Source organism: Enterobacter sp. 61D5 (genome assembly GCF_034107965.1).
Taxonomy (GTDB): domain Bacteria; phylum Pseudomonadota; class Gammaproteobacteria; order Enterobacterales; family Enterobacteriaceae; genus Enterobacter; species Enterobacter cloacae_M.
This window is the reverse complement of record NZ_JAWNFK010000007.1, coordinates 1-13,401: the sequence shown is the minus strand read 5'-3', so window position 1 is coordinate 13,401 and position 13,401 is coordinate 1. Positions and strand designations below refer to the sequence as shown.

At 47.5% G+C, this 13,401-nt stretch carries 16 protein-coding genes and 1 pseudogene; 12 read left to right on the top strand and 5 right to left on the bottom strand.

Features of this window, described 5'->3' with window-relative positions:
* Positions 1 to 8: 8 nt before the first annotated feature.
* The 12 genes from UTM25_RS08305 (at position 9) to UTM25_RS08250 (ending at position 5,809) form a co-directional block, all read left to right on the top strand.
* Positions 9 to 446 carry a hypothetical protein gene (locus UTM25_RS08305; protein WP_044264644.1) on the top strand — a complete coding sequence of 146 codons (438 nt, stop codon included), beginning with the start codon at positions 9 to 11 and terminating at the stop codon, positions 444 to 446.
* On the top strand, positions 443 to 646 hold the full coding sequence (locus tag UTM25_RS08300) for a hypothetical protein (RefSeq protein ID WP_001598176.1): 204 nt from the start codon (positions 443 to 445) through the stop codon (positions 644 to 646). The genes UTM25_RS08305 and UTM25_RS08300 overlap by 4 nt, the downstream gene beginning before the upstream one ends.
* Positions 646 to 837: a hypothetical protein gene (locus UTM25_RS08295; RefSeq protein WP_001598177.1), complete on the top strand. Its 192-nt coding sequence runs from the start codon at positions 646 to 648 to the stop codon at positions 835 to 837. The genes UTM25_RS08300 and UTM25_RS08295 overlap by 1 nt, the downstream gene beginning before the upstream one ends.
* Positions 821 to 1,402 (top strand): hypothetical protein, encoded by a 582-nt coding sequence (locus UTM25_RS08290; RefSeq protein WP_001598178.1) that lies wholly within the window; start codon positions 821 to 823, stop codon positions 1,400 to 1,402. Before UTM25_RS08295 ends, UTM25_RS08290 begins: the two co-directional genes overlap by 17 nt.
* A 247-nt stretch (positions 1,403 to 1,649) precedes the next feature.
* Positions 1,650 to 1,889, top strand: a complete 240-nt coding sequence (locus UTM25_RS08285) for a hypothetical protein (protein WP_001598182.1) — start codon at positions 1,650 to 1,652, stop codon at positions 1,887 to 1,889.
* A 2-nt stretch (positions 1,890 to 1,891) separates the two neighbouring features.
* Entirely contained in the window at positions 1,892 to 2,587 is a 696-nt protein-coding gene (locus tag UTM25_RS08280) for a hypothetical protein (protein ID WP_137578986.1), read from the top strand.
* Positions 2,588 to 2,746: 159 nt separating this feature from the next.
* On the top strand, positions 2,747 to 3,094 hold the full coding sequence (locus UTM25_RS08275) for a hypothetical protein (protein ID WP_194401542.1): 348 nt from the start codon (positions 2,747 to 2,749) through the stop codon (positions 3,092 to 3,094).
* Positions 3,095 to 3,162: 68 nt separating this feature from the next.
* A complete protein-coding gene (locus UTM25_RS08270) occupies positions 3,163 to 4,158 on the top strand; it encodes a capsid protein (RefSeq protein ID WP_194401541.1) in 996 nt (331 codons plus the stop codon).
* Positions 4,159 to 4,174: 16 nt separating this feature from the next.
* Positions 4,175 to 4,684, top strand: coding sequence for an HNH endonuclease signature motif containing protein (locus UTM25_RS08265; protein ID WP_194401540.1), 510 nt, complete (start codon positions 4,175 to 4,177; stop codon positions 4,682 to 4,684).
* 18 nt (positions 4,685 to 4,702) lie between these two features.
* Positions 4,703 to 5,128, top strand: coding sequence for a hypothetical protein (locus UTM25_RS08260; protein WP_001598187.1), 426 nt, complete (start codon positions 4,703 to 4,705; stop codon positions 5,126 to 5,128).
* Positions 5,112 to 5,411: a hypothetical protein gene (locus UTM25_RS08255; RefSeq protein WP_320714616.1), complete on the top strand. Its 300-nt coding sequence runs from the start codon at positions 5,112 to 5,114 to the stop codon at positions 5,409 to 5,411. Before UTM25_RS08260 ends, UTM25_RS08255 begins: the two co-directional genes overlap by 17 nt.
* The gene (locus UTM25_RS08250; RefSeq protein ID WP_194401539.1) at positions 5,384 to 5,809 is read left to right on the top strand and encodes an endonuclease domain-containing protein; all 426 of its coding nucleotides are present in this window, start codon (positions 5,384 to 5,386) and stop codon (positions 5,807 to 5,809) included. Before UTM25_RS08255 ends, UTM25_RS08250 begins: the two co-directional genes overlap by 28 nt.
* A gap of 26 nt (positions 5,810 to 5,835) precedes the next feature.
* Here UTM25_RS08250 and UTM25_RS08245 read toward each other — a convergent pair whose 3' ends face one another.
* The 5 genes and pseudogenes from UTM25_RS08245 to UTM25_RS08225 all read right to left on the bottom strand — a co-directional run.
* A complete protein-coding gene (locus UTM25_RS08245; RefSeq protein ID WP_194401538.1) occupies positions 5,836 to 6,441 on the bottom strand; it encodes a hypothetical protein in 606 nt (201 codons plus the stop codon).
* A 58-nt stretch (positions 6,442 to 6,499) separates the two neighbouring features.
* Entirely contained in the window at positions 6,500 to 7,708 is a 1,209-nt protein-coding gene (locus tag UTM25_RS08240; protein ID WP_194401537.1) for a site-specific integrase, read from the bottom strand.
* A 347-nt stretch (positions 7,709 to 8,055) separates the two neighbouring features.
* Positions 8,056 to 11,286, bottom strand: coding sequence for a type I restriction endonuclease subunit R, EcoR124 family (locus UTM25_RS08235; protein ID WP_320714612.1), 3,231 nt, complete (start codon positions 11,284 to 11,286; stop codon positions 8,056 to 8,058).
* A 9-nt stretch (positions 11,287 to 11,295) separates the two neighbouring features.
* Entirely contained in the window at positions 11,296 to 12,576 is a 1,281-nt protein-coding gene (locus tag UTM25_RS08230; protein WP_194401535.1) for a restriction endonuclease subunit S, read from the bottom strand.
* Position 12,577: 1 nt separating this feature from the next.
* Positions 12,578 to 13,401: pseudogene (locus tag UTM25_RS08225) on the bottom strand (type I restriction-modification system subunit M); the annotation flags it as partial.

The following is a 13,401-nucleotide window of genomic DNA, read 5'->3' as shown; positions in this document are numbered from 1 at the left end:
TTAATCATATGCCTGTTACCGAACATGCGCAGCGTCATGCTGCGCGTGCGGATGCGCTCGTCACCGCACAATTAGCCTTTGCCCTGAACGGCTATTCCTTTGATGGATTGGCTGAGCGTCATCGCCAGACCCTTAACCGTGAGGCTTTGCTACGTCAAGCAAGTACGCCACTACAGCGGTATTGTCTGCTGAATAATTGTGAGCCGTGGGAGTGTCTGGCCGCTGTGCTGAACCGCATGAAAAGGCCGGATGGTTCGCGTCGCTGGAAAGCTGTCCGCCTTTCTGATCGGGTTTTCAATGGCCGAGTGCATCCAGTGCGCAAGACGCCTGATGAAGTTTACGCCGCTATTGCCCGCCGCTTGTTCCTGCCGAAGCCCGTGCATCAAGAAGTAATACAGCACATCCGGGCGCTTGGCCTGTTACCTGTTGGAGATAACCACCAATGACGAAATCTGAATTTGAAACCGGGACATGGGAGTTAAAGACCCTGCTGCTGGGTGCGTTAACTCGCAGGCTCCGGGAAGACGAGGCAGGAGAATCCCGCATGGCTGCTGCCGAGTTGTCATCCTGCGTGAACTTCCTCAAGCAGAACGCCGCCGACTCGCCTGACGCATCGTTTAATCGCGTATTTGAGGATGATGATTGATGACGCCACAACACTTTCGCCAGTGGTTCGCCTCACTGCCTGAGAAGTACCAGAAGCAGGCCAAAGCCATGTACGACAACACCCGGCGCAGCGGTGGTGTCCACACCGCAACCAGCCTCGCTTTGATTAAAGACCTTGTAGAAGATTCGATTAACTTTGATGGAGAGTTCCAATATGACAACCACCAGTAACGCGACCTTAACCATTGTGGATATCCAGCACATCAACACGCTGGTGTACAAACAGCTTCTGAATAACGAGCAAATCGCTGCGGCCACTGGTTTCAGCCCGAGCGACATCGACCGTGTAATCCGTGGCGTCTATGTCGATGACTTGGCAGACCAGTGGAAAAACGATGCTGATATCACGTTGGCGGAGTACAGCGCCATCCGCAGCCGCTATAAGCCCGGCAAGCTGCACCGTGATACAGAGTTTATGATTGCCCGCGATATGCTGATTCGCCCTGAAACAGTGCTGGCTATCGCGCATTCTCGGTTCACTAACGCCCACACGCACCCAGTGCCGAAAGCCGTTAAAGCAAAGCCGGAGAAAGTAAAAGCAGTGCGCAAGATAGTGCCTGCTGATTTAGATGAGATCCACAAGTTAGAGCGCTTCGGTTGGCCTGTCGCAGAAATTGCCGAAAAGCTGGGCGTCCCTGTTGAGGCCATCGCGCATGTGCAACGCTGCCTGAGAAATCGATGGAGCTATCCCGACATTCTGGAATCTGTTAATTCCAAATTCAGTGAGGCTGCATGATGGCAGAGAACGAATCGCTGCACCCTGCCGTTAACCCTGATCTCTACGTGAACCTTGATGAACAACGCGAAGGATACGCGCCGATAGAATCACGGGGTTGGGATGTGCTGACGCAGAACCTGTCCGGGGAGGGGCGAACTGGCCCCGGCCAAACACTAAACCAGAATCCGAAACAACGCCCGCGCGGCTCCGTTGGTGAGCGTCGTTGGCTACGCCGTCACGGGCTTATTTAACTGAGGATTATTTCATGAGCACCATCATTTTAATGGAGCCACGCCGCGCGGCTGATTGCGGGCAACAACTGAAATTCATTGCTGACGCCTTAAATCTACGCCAAATCGATTTGGCTCATGTGTACCAGATCGACAGACAAGATCTCGGCAAAGCGTACCACGGACAGAAGATGATTCCTGCCCGATGCGTACACGCGCACATGCTTTTACTTGAACTGGCACACCGCCGAGTTACATCACAAGAGGTTGCATAATCATGGCTGACCAGAATGTTAATCCGTACCTTTCGGGCGCTGATACTGCGTCGCAGCAATCGCCATACATGGCTGCACCTGTTGGCGCTGACAATGGCGCATCCCGCTTTAGCTCTGCGCCTGCTGATGCTGATTTCCTCCGTACCCAGCCCGTTAACGGCAATGATGGCGGCCAATGGAATAATAGCAACATTGCTAATCAGCAAGACCAAAACGCGGACAGCGCCGGGGCGCAGATGGGCGATACTATCCCCCTGATGGATGGAACATCTATTGAGTACACCGCCGAGCTACAAGGGTTAATGGGGCAGTTTCACCAGTCTGTCGAAAGCCAGCTAGGGCAGGGGACAGTTGACGCGATGTTGCAGTACGCTGGCACACTCGACGCTGGGACGCAATCCACCCTTGAACGTATGGTTATGTCTGGCGACCCTGCACAGATGCAGCGGGCGGTTCAGTACCTGCAAGAACGTATGGCTGCTGGTTCTGCTTCCGGGTACGTTTCTGCACAGGGAAACCCATACGGCCAGCCTGCCGCGCAATCTGTTGGAATGTCACATGCGGAGTTTATCGCGGCGTATGACCAGCTTTCGCAGTGGGCGCAGCAATCAGGGTATGGCCCCGGCCATCGCCAGTACGACGATCAATACCGCGCTCTGGTTGCGCAGCGCTCCGCTGGCAAACGCGCTGGCCGTTAAGCAATCGCCTGTCCTGTCTTCCCCACGTCTTAACCTTACGTTTTAGAGCCTGAATCGCGTTGTACATCGCCAGATGTGCATTCGTATACCTGCGCCTGTAAAACGCGAAATTACCTCTCAAACGCCACACATAAACCCACTTTGCATTGAGATCTGACAATGACCTTACTGACACCTGAAAACGTGGCAGCGGCTAGGGCTGCCCGTAGCGCAAGGATTGAACACTGGAAAGCGAACGCCAGCCAGCTTAAACAAGACTTTGTTGATGAAACTCACTGGCGGCGGCTCGCCTCACGCTTTGGCGTGCGTATGCCCTCGGCGTATGTTCCCGGCTCCGAGCTGCGATTGCTGCGCCGGGCGGCCAAACGCGCGGGCATCTCTGGTGCTGATATGCGCGATGCTTTTGGTGGGGGCGTTGCGCACCTGCACGAGCTTAATCCCCATTGGCCTGCCTTCGCGCTTATCGGCCTGATTCTTGAGGTGGCGGCTGAAAAAGCTGCTGCCTGATTCATCCCATTCTCTTTTCCCCTTTTCCATAAATCGCGCTGGCTAACGCTGGCGCGGGAGCTATTTCTATGACTGACAATGTTTATACCCCTGACCAATTCCGCCCGCACTGGGGCGGTGTAGATGCTGACAACGACATTCACATTGAAGCGTATGACCGGGACGTTCAGACCCGTCTTGAGGCAAAGAGCGTCTTTCTGGCCGAGGGGCTTAGCACATACAAGCCGCTGACAGCCAGCAACCAATACCGCATTGATCGCCTGAGTGGTGATCTTGAGGTGAAGGGTAGAACCGCAGGGCAATCGCTGGAGCTTACCACCGTTAAGTCGGACAAGTTGGTTATCTCTGTGGATACGCTGAGCTATATCCGCATCCCGATTGACTATCAGGATGACTGGACAGCTCCTACCTTTCGCGCAGAGCTGAGCCGCAATATCGGTACTGCTCACGCTAAATTCTACGACGAAGCGCACACCATCCAGCTAATCAAAGCGACTGACTTTGTACCGCCGCCGACACTGCAACCAACGTTTAACCCACTAACGGATAATGTTGTATCGCTCGACCTGACAGCGGGGAGCGAAGAGGATGCAGCTAACGAACTGGTTCACGCTATCAAAGCTGCTGTTAATCGATTCTTGACTGAGAAAGATATTCCGGTGGCGGAGCTGGTACTGCTTATCGACCCGGCTTGGTTCAGCATCCTGATGGAACATAAGAAGCTGATGAACGTCCGTTACAGCCGGGATAGTGGCAACGATTACGCATGGCGTCGTGTTGGCTATGTCGCTGGGGTGCGTGTCATTGAGCTGAACAGTTACCCGCAGGAAGCCATTACCGGGCATGAACTGGGCGCTGATTATGACGTTACCGCAGAGGAAGCGATGACGAGGGCGACGCTGTTCCGGCCTGCGTCTGTACTTGTGACGGTGGAAGCCCAAAGTATCACTAATCGCCAGTGGGATGATGAGCGCGAAATGACAATGGTGATGGATTCATATCGCCTGTTCAACGTTGGGCTGCGTCGCCCTGATTGCGTTATCAATTTCCGACAGGCTGGGTAACTGGAGGGGCAGAGTCATGACTAATGATGCTTGCGCCCCTGAGCTGCTGTGCTCCCTTTTTCTGTATGACCCGGTGACAGGTCGCCTGCACCATAAAGCTAACCGACGCCGGGTTAAGGCTGGCTCCTATGCTGACTCCACCCGGCGAGCTGATGGCTATCGTCAAGTTGCCCTGCGACTTGATGGCAAGCAGTACCAGCTAAAAGCCCATCGCGTGGCGTGGATTCTTGCGCATGGCGCTATTCCTCACGGTAAGCAGATCGATCACATCAATGGTATCCGTGACGACAACCGCCTATGCAATCTGCGCTTGGTTACGCAGCGGGAAAACGACCAGAACCGACGCAAGGCAAGGGGGTATAGCTGGAATAAGGGTTGTAGCAAATGGGAGGCTTACATACGCGTTGATGGTGTACGCCATCACCTTGGCTTGTTCACTACCGAAGCGGCGGCGCGTGCCGCGTACCTGAAAGTTAAAGCCAGATACCATCCCTCAACGCCAGCCGATTTATTGCAGGCTGCCTAATCCTCGGAGGTTCCATTAATGGCTGATGAAAAGCCGATTAGAGCGCTGGCAGATGATGACCCGCGCCGCCAGCGGTACGCCGAACTGTTGGCGCAGGCTGGCCGCATGACTATTCCCCGGCTGCATCCGGGCGATGCTAACAGTGTTATGAGTCAGCTTGCGACAATGCTCGGCGCACCTGTCCCGATAGTGGGTGCTATGACGGAGCACGCCGCTGCATGGCGTGCCTGTCTGCTGGAGCAAGGGCTTGGCGATCTGCTGGGTGGCTTGAGTAAGCAGGTGCTGACAATCTTCTTTCTGCTCTGCTGGAGAGACAGCGCCTTGCGATTGGCTGGTAAGCAAAAGGAACGGCTTACAGCGGCCAGCGAGGGTTTGACCATAGAGCAATACCGGGCAATGCACCCGGCTTACAGAGAGGATAAAGAAGATGACAACCACGATTAAATTAAGGTGGCGGTACATCGAGCCGCCGCCAATGGCTGGCGCACTCGCTGACCTGAAACAGTGGGTAATGGATACCGGAGAGTCTGAGCTTGAAGCTGAATTTCGTAAGCTGCTGGGGCTAATGCGCCGCAACGGTATCAGTGACGAACGCGTTAATGCGATGGCTGATGAGCTTTATGTTCTGGTATGCCAACGCCAGCGCGAAGAATACGAAGCCTGCAAGCGGGCTGCCTCTGACAATGGAGACTTTGAATCATGGTTACACGGACATACCAACTACTAAGAAAAGCGATGCGGGGCTATCTGGAACACCTCGGCAACATGCCGCTGGCAGAACGGATTACAAATGCTGCTGTATTCGAAGATGTGTATCGCTTCCTGTTGAATGGTTCCGGGCGGCTGGAGTTGCGCCGCGCTGACGTGGCCGCTGTCCGTGTCTTCTTGTGGAATTATCAATACCGACGCTGTGCAGTGACAGGTAAGCCGCTGCGCCTTGCGTCTGCCGTGCTGGATCACTGCCACCGAACCGGGCGCGTGCGTGCTGTGGTGCATCGTTCTGCTAACGCTGCGGAGGGAGGCCGCTACGTTGGGCGGACGTGTGGTGTTAGCGTTACGAATTTAAGGGATATGGTTTGCAGCTATCGCAAGCAATACAATGGTATTGGCGTGTTATATCCATAACTGCGGGGCGAACCGCCCCGGCAATACTAAAAATAAAATGCGTCTTTAAATTGTATATTTTGGAAGTTAGAACATTTTTCATTATATTCCAACTGTTGTTCTGTAAATGATTTGTATAGCGCCCTCAATTCACCAAGTTCTTCTTGGTTAGGCACCTTTGCTGTAGATGCAGATATTGCTTTACCGAAAAAAGAGTTGACCGTGTTTGTCATCTTATTGGAGATGTCGAGTAGCGCATTTAACTCTTCTAGTGCTGGGGGTTTAATAATATTTCCGTAGCTTGAGGCTCTCGTAAAACATTTGCTGATAGATAACGAAGCCTCAAATGAATCAAGCCCAATCCTTTGGATCTCTATGTAAGTTGTAAGGTCAATTGGTCGATTTTGCGTTAATGCTTCTTCTGTTTTCCCTATCGCGTAATTTAATAGCAATCTCACCCTGCCATGTCTGTCTCTTACATTTACCACTTCTTCATATAAGTTAACTGCTGAAATAAATGCAGCGTCATTCATTTTTGTTTTAAAATACTCATTAACCTTCTTCCCTCCAAAGATTAAACCAGCTATAACGCCAATTGTGGTAATTGAGTTAGATGCAATTGAAACGATATTATCCCATGCTTGTAAATCCATTGCGCACCACCCGGTAACATTTTATCACTGGCGAGCGATTCGCTCGCCCCTATTAAATTTAATCTACACCACTATGATTAATTAATTCTACATACTTCCTCATTTCTACTGGAGAAGCTGCATTTTTCGAGTAAGTTTTGAAGCTCTCTGTACTCCCGCGCTCATGGCCGACGAGCAGGGCAATACGATCCTCTGGCACTTGAGCACGGTCGAGCTGCTGCACAAACGCATGGCGGAGTGAATGAAACACTTTCCTCTCTGCGGCAAGTTCGCCAAGAGCTTTACGCTTTGCCCGTGTGAACTGCTGCGTATGCCACGTTGAGCGTTTCCCATCCGCCCGGTCTGTAATTGACGCGTGATAGAACAGAAAGCCGTTATGCGTGGTTTTAAGCAATGATTTCACGAGGGGAATTAGCTTGCTGTGTACAGGGACGATTCGTGCCGCGCTCTTGGTCTTCCCCTCGGTGATCTCAAAGCACAAAACGCCCTCGATAGTTTTAATACTGCTCTCACGCAGTGTACATATTTCATTGATCCGCATACCGCTGTAAGCACCAATAGCCGTTACCGCCTTCATCTCGTCATCAAGCAAAGCATAGACCGTTGCTAGCTCGCCCGGTGCGAAGACTTCATAGCTGACCTTGCTGCTTTTTGCTTCGAGCGCATGGCCGCGCCAAGGATTGTCCTGTGGTGCATCGTGATAGCGATTGCGTGCCAGATCCCATATCTGCGCCAGTGCGCTTATATAGTTCTGGATGGTTTGGGGCGCTCGCTCAGTTTTGAGCTTATCTAACCAGCCTGTAACTATGGTTCGGTTAATATCCCGCAACTGAATATCTTTCTTTTTCAGGTGGGTTAACAGCACCTCTACGGCTTTGTTGGTCTTGGATAGCGTGGTCAGCTTTCTCTTCTCGCTGTATTGGAGAAGATACAGATCGCGCATTTTAAGTAGGGAAGGGCAAGCCTGAACCGATGCACCAAATGATGCGGGGGCTTCCTTGGCGTACACACTGACACGGCGTAGCTCATCAATGATTTGGTCTACAGATGAGCCGCCTTGTGGCTTAAGCAGATTCCGTAAGCGAGTCCATTCCAGAGCAATAGCATCGCGAAACAAACGCGCTTGCCGTATGTCTCGTGTCCCTGTGCTTTTCATAAAGTAGCGTTTCCCTTGGAACAGGTGGCGCATGTAGCTGGGGATAGCTATCCGCACGAGGTAATTCCCGCAGGGATCTAAAACTAGATAACGATCTCTCTTGAAACTCATACAAACCCCGGTTATGTTGTCGGGGCTTTTTCATGGCTAAACAGTCTGTGAAATGTGCCGGGGTTATGAGCTTTAGTCTCGCTAGTTCAATGAGTTAACAATGATTCTTGAAGCAAGCTAAGCCGCTATAACCCGTGCCGGTTCGAGTCCGGCCTTCGGCACCAAAAGATGCAAATCAAAGTCGCTTAAGGGCGGCTTTTTTTGTGTCTGAAATCGGGTTGCCGCAAGGCTGTCCTCGCTTTTCCGCTCCACCTGATTCAATCAATACAAACGTATTGAAGAAATACTTATGAAAAATCAACACTCAGCATAAGCAGGGCAGTACTTATGCTGAGTGAGGTGATACGTCATGATTTCATATTATCAACAAAATCTTCGCTACTTAATAATTCATCATTTTGTGCTAAAATAAACTGTTTTAAAAACTGCTCGATACGTATATTCAACTTAAATAAAGGCATGCTTACGCCATCTTGTTTTTCAAAATATATTTTTGCTTTTACCTTATCTACCGATTCTTTTAATGCGTCGAAGCGACCAAAATCGTTTAGATTTTTCGCATTAACACTATTAACCATTAATGCTATGAGCAGTTCTTTATCTAAACCAAGAGCGTTAATAACTGCGTTTATTTGCGCATTTTCAGCGTTATTTTTGTAGATGTTGATGTAGTCTCTAAAAGTATGGCCTTCAATTAACTGTGCATCACCGCGCTGCAAGTCGTGCAAGAAGAGTTTGGCATACTTTTGCTCGATTTGGGTGAGCGATGCAAACGACTTGTGCAACTCATTTAATGTAGTTTCAATGCTCGCTGGGGCCTGGTGTTTGTTCAGTTCTTTTAAGTATTTATCAAAGCGGCTGTTCATATAGTCGGCATCGATTTTTCCGGTATCTATTTCAGTTAAATAACCACTGATATCAAAAGGCACATCGCCACCACCTGCACCATCGTGCTCACCTTTAGCTGTTAATTCTTTATAGCGCAGGACCAGACTCAGGTAAGTTTGTTCGTCTATAGCCAGCGTTACTTCATGTTCTGCATTATTTTCAGTAAAGGAATAGATCGACTGTTCCCAATGGAAGCCTTGTACTTTAGCCGCTTCCAGGTGCTGGTTAAAGGTATTAAACAACTTGGCAAATTGGGCACAGGCTTCTATATCGTCTGGCAGTTTTTCAAAATTCTCCACACCAGCGGTAACAAACAGCTCGGTAATGTCAGCTACTAATTCATTTATGGCTTTAAGATTGCTTTCTAATTTGTCAACAAACAAGCCGATAGGCTTATCGCCGGAATAGAGTTTTACCGCAGCATTAATGTGCTGCTCCATTGTATGTGGGTAGCGGTAATAACGGATGATGCCGTGAGGTTTGTCGGGACCAAACAAGCGATTGGTGCGTGAGAACGCTTGAATTATATTTTGATATTTTATTACCTTGTCTAAATACAAAGTATTAAGCCATTTAGAATCAAAACCAGTGAGCATTTGATCCACTACAATCAATAAATCTAATTGCTTTGAAGGCTCGGTATGTATGCGTTCGTAAGGTTTTTTATGAGCAAGGCGTGCCGCTAAATCTTTTTTAAAAGCGGCGTGGCGGGCAAAATCAAAATCGTGGCCATAACGCTTATTGTAGTCACTCATAATTTCATCCAGCCCATCGCCTTTAAACGTTGGGCCTCGGTCATCGCTACCGTCGTTATCAATATTTGGATCAAACAAGGCTGAGATTTTTAGCTCAGGTTTGGCCGCTTTTAAACGCCGGTAATAGTCAATCGCTTCAGCGATGCTATTTGTGGCTAAAATTGCGTGAAATTTATTTCCTTGGCTGAGTACATCCCATTTATCTAAAATGTCACTGACGACTTTTTCCTGGTGGGTAGCCGTTAAATATTGGCTTTTAGGTACATAGTCTTCAATGCCTTTATGGTATTTGCCTGTGGCATCTTTATAGCCAGCCATCGGTACGTCATTTAAAAAGTGATTAAACTTTTTCTTTTTAGCGGGATCCGCCATCGCATCAGAAACCGAATTAGCCTTAGCTTGTTCTAATGCAACTTCTTTCCTAAGATCACTATCTCTAAAAGTAGGTACTTTGTAAGGATCAAAGCCCAAAACGTTACCATCACGTATACCATCGGCTATGCTATAGCGATGCAACTCGTTACCAAATACATCAGCAGTAGTATTGCTATTGATTTTATTTTCATCATGAATTGGCGTGCCGGTAAAACCAAAAAAAAGTGCCTTAGGGAATGTTTTTTTAATGCTTACCAGCATGCCTAGTTTATTTTCTTTGCCTCCACTCATCGTTGAGCGATGTGCTTCATCAATAATAAATACCAGGCGCTTAGCACGGATTTTTTCTATATCAGCTGAATTTGTTGCTGTTCCCTCATCATCAGCTTCTTCAAAAATATTACTCATTTTTTGAATGGAGCTAACAATTAACGTATCGGAAGTTGCACTGCTTTTTAATTTGGTAATGAGTACATGAGTATTCTCTGTAGCTTGAACGGTTTCACCATCGCTAGCAAAATTGCGATATTCCGTCAGAGATTGGGTACCCAGCTCAATCCTGTCCATTAAAAAAATCACTTTATCGGCATCTTTCGATTGTGCAATTAACTGCGCCGATTTAAAACTGGTCATGGTTTTTCCCGAACCGGTAGTATGCCACACATAACCCCCGAGACGATCAGGGTTATTAGCGCTACCCAGCTGTTGCCAGTTGGTTTTGGCTACTTTGTCTGATATCGCATTGGCGGCGTAATACTGATAACTGCGCATTACCTTAAGCACGCCGTCGGTATCGTCGGCGACGGTATAAAAGCCAATCAACTGATGCGCCATAGGGATAGAAAGCAAGGTAGAGGCGATGTCTTTCCAGTAGTTCATGGGTTCGTTATTAAAATCGGCCCAGTTAAACTGATAATCGGGGTTAAACTTGCCGTCTAGTCCGGGGTTGGCAAAGTATTTGGTCTCGTTTGGCGCCATAGCCACAAATACCTGGATGAGTGAAAAAAGGCCGCTAAATAAGCCTTCTGTACTGTACTTTTCAATTTTGTTTACGGCCTGGCTAACCGGGATACCGCTGCGCTTTAACTCTACATGGATCACTGGCATACCGTTAATCAGTAGCAACACGTCACCTCGTCTGTCGTTACGCAAAGGGCTGCTGCGTTCAAATTTAGGCTGCTGTACAATTTGGTAACGGCTTTGACCTGCAGCAATTTCCTGGCGATCGTATATTTTTAAGCTGACTTCTTTACCCATATGCAAAGTATCGGCTGGGTTATCGCGCTTAATGGCTACGGTTTTGCCGTTAATTAAACCGTTGAGCTTGAGTGGTGTTTTAAGTTCTTTAATTTGCTCAATAATTTGCTGCATTTCAGTTGCAGTAAGCGGGACATCGTTTAAGCGATCTTGCTGGCGATTGTTTTCAAATAAAATCGAAGACCAATTTTGCAGTAAATCTTCTTCGCTTTTGTTTTTGAGTATATCCGGCTCCCAACCTTTGTTGGTTAGTACCTCAATAAAGGCCTGCTCAAATTGTACTTCGGTTTTGAAAGTGATCATGTACGCTCCTTATACAAACATTTTGTTTAAGCAGGCCTGCTTGATGTTATTGAGTTTGGTGATTTGTTGTTGGTGTCGGTTGATTAGTGCGTCGAGTTTTTGGAAGAATAACCCTATTTTTTCTTGCTCCACAATAACAGGAAGTGGGACATTCAGTTTATAGAAGTCCTTTAAGTTATAATTAGCTCTGCCATCACCTGTAGATACATTGAGTGCAAAATTTTTATGAAAGTCCGTATTAAGGAATACATTCAAATAATTTGAATTAACAATATTCTTGTTTGGCCTTGAAATAATGGTTGCAAATCCTATAGAACCTTCTTCTTTTTCTGTAACAACAGCAGAAGTGCCAACATCCCCTGTATGAACTGTTACAATATCACCCAGCATTAGTTTTCGACTCGAGTTTTCATCAGCAAATTTTTGATCTAAATAAATTTGATTCGCTGAAAACTCAAATCCATTACTTTTTATGTCCGAATTTCTTATTAGTAGTACCCCATGGCTTCTATACGAAGTAGTCATGGTGGTTACTAACCCAATAAAAACTTTAGAAATATCTGTTATACCCTTGTTTTCCCACTCCTCACTAAACCCTTTAAAGCGGATTTCTGGGATGGTTTTGCCTTGTTTTGGGAACATTTTTTCCAACATGGCTTTTTTAATGCTGTTGAGCTTGTCATGCTTTTGTTGGTGTTGGCTGATCAGCGCGTCTAGCTTTTGGAAATAGTTTCCGATTTGGGCCTGTTCTTCTGAAATCCTTGGGAATTTAACATTCGTGTTCTGTAGTGCTGTCTTTGATATTGATAGTACTTTTGTACCCTGCATCAAAGACAAAAGCTGATCATGATATGAAGATGAGTTTAAGTAGTATCCAAGATATTTAGAAGCAAAAGACAACGTAGGTCTAACAGCAATCGTGTGCAATCCAGAAAGAATCCACTGCTCATCTATATTATATAACTCTGTGCATTTTCCAACCATGCTGTCTTCAGCCGCATCTGCAATGATAATATCACCATTGCGCAAGGCGGCATGTTTTAGCTTATTGGCTACGTCATCGTTTGTAATAAAAGGCAATGGCTCATTTCTTGCATCCAGAACTTCGCCAAATTTAATTAATATGTCCCCATAGTGAATATTTTTGGCCAATCCTGTTTTGTGGTTTAAGTCTGCTCTAGAAAGAGTATTGTTCGGTACGTTGACAAAGCAAGATCCAAATGGCTTCATCTCCCATTCCTCTCTAAACTTTTCAAAACGAATGTCTGGCACTTTCTTCTCCACACTCATCTTATTCACCCTTCAGTAAACTGGTGAGTTCGCCCAAGCCCAGTAGATCAAAGTCATCACCCGTAAGCTCGCCCATCATTTCCGCCAGCTCTTGCTCGGTGGTTTTTATCTCATTGGCTACCTGCGAATAGGTGACGGCGTATTTATCAGCAAGGGCTTGTACCTTACTGGTAAGCTGGCTAATCACGGCGTTTGGCATAGCAGCGAGTTCGATGTTTAATGGCGCAATCCATTTAAGGTGCAGCAGGTTGTTCACCTGTTCCTCGGTTAATGCTTCGATGGTTGTTTTGGTTTTTAGGTGCAGGGCGGTGGCGGCATCTTTGACCGTTTTCTTCAGGTTTTTTTCTTCATCGCTGAGTTTATTCGCGCGAATGATTTTGGCTTCATAGCTATCTTCTGCGAATTTAACATTGCTGTCTTTTTGTGCTTTCAAGAAGGCTTTGGCTGCCTTGCTTAATTCGACATTGGCAAAGCCGTCTTTGTTTTCTTTGACCGTATCTTGTTCTTTCTCTTCTTCGGTCAAGGATTCTAAAATTTCTTCCAGCGTGCTGGCTATTTCCGATAAGCGGGACTCTTTAGCCGCCAGAGCCCGTAAGTCATCACTTAAGTAAATTTGCTGCACTAAATTAAAGGGTAGTATATGGCCTTTCCAGCCATCTTGTACTTCAGTGTCCTGGCCGTTTTTTTTCTTTATAATAATGTTAGGATCAACTTGTTTAGTGGCAGCAAAGCCTTCGGTTTGCATCATTTCTAAATCAGCGCTGATGAGTTGCCATTGGTTGTTCAGACATTGATAAGCTTGGTATGGACTGACCCCGCCCCGGT

Coding starts and splice junctions, on each gene's coding strand:
- UTM25_RS08305 (WP_044264644.1), top strand. CDS start 9: ATGCCTGTTACCGAACATGCGCAGCGTCATGCTGCGCGTGCGGATGCG.
- UTM25_RS08300 (WP_001598176.1), top strand. CDS start 443: ATGACGAAATCTGAATTTGAAACCGGGACATGGGAGTTAAAGACCCTG.
- UTM25_RS08295 (WP_001598177.1), top strand. CDS start 646: ATGACGCCACAACACTTTCGCCAGTGGTTCGCCTCACTGCCTGAGAAG.
- UTM25_RS08290 (WP_001598178.1), top strand. CDS start 821: ATGACAACCACCAGTAACGCGACCTTAACCATTGTGGATATCCAGCAC.
- UTM25_RS08285 (WP_001598182.1), top strand. CDS start 1,650: ATGAGCACCATCATTTTAATGGAGCCACGCCGCGCGGCTGATTGCGGG.
- UTM25_RS08280 (WP_137578986.1), top strand. CDS start 1,892: ATGGCTGACCAGAATGTTAATCCGTACCTTTCGGGCGCTGATACTGCG.
- UTM25_RS08275 (WP_194401542.1), top strand. CDS start 2,747: ATGACCTTACTGACACCTGAAAACGTGGCAGCGGCTAGGGCTGCCCGT.
- UTM25_RS08270 (WP_194401541.1), top strand. CDS start 3,163: ATGACTGACAATGTTTATACCCCTGACCAATTCCGCCCGCACTGGGGC.
- UTM25_RS08265 (WP_194401540.1), top strand. CDS start 4,175: ATGACTAATGATGCTTGCGCCCCTGAGCTGCTGTGCTCCCTTTTTCTG.
- UTM25_RS08260 (WP_001598187.1), top strand. CDS start 4,703: ATGGCTGATGAAAAGCCGATTAGAGCGCTGGCAGATGATGACCCGCGC.
- UTM25_RS08255 (WP_320714616.1), top strand. CDS start 5,112: ATGACAACCACGATTAAATTAAGGTGGCGGTACATCGAGCCGCCGCCA.
- UTM25_RS08250 (WP_194401539.1), top strand. CDS start 5,384: ATGGTTACACGGACATACCAACTACTAAGAAAAGCGATGCGGGGCTAT.
- UTM25_RS08245 (WP_194401538.1), bottom strand. CDS start 6,441: ATGGATTTACAAGCATGGGATAATATCGTTTCAATTGCATCTAACTCA.
- UTM25_RS08240 (WP_194401537.1), bottom strand. CDS start 7,708: ATGAGTTTCAAGAGAGATCGTTATCTAGTTTTAGATCCCTGCGGGAAT.
- UTM25_RS08235 (WP_320714612.1), bottom strand. CDS start 11,286: ATGATCACTTTCAAAACCGAAGTACAATTTGAGCAGGCCTTTATTGAG.
- UTM25_RS08230 (WP_194401535.1), bottom strand. CDS start 12,576: ATGAGTGTGGAGAAGAAAGTGCCAGACATTCGTTTTGAAAAGTTTAGA.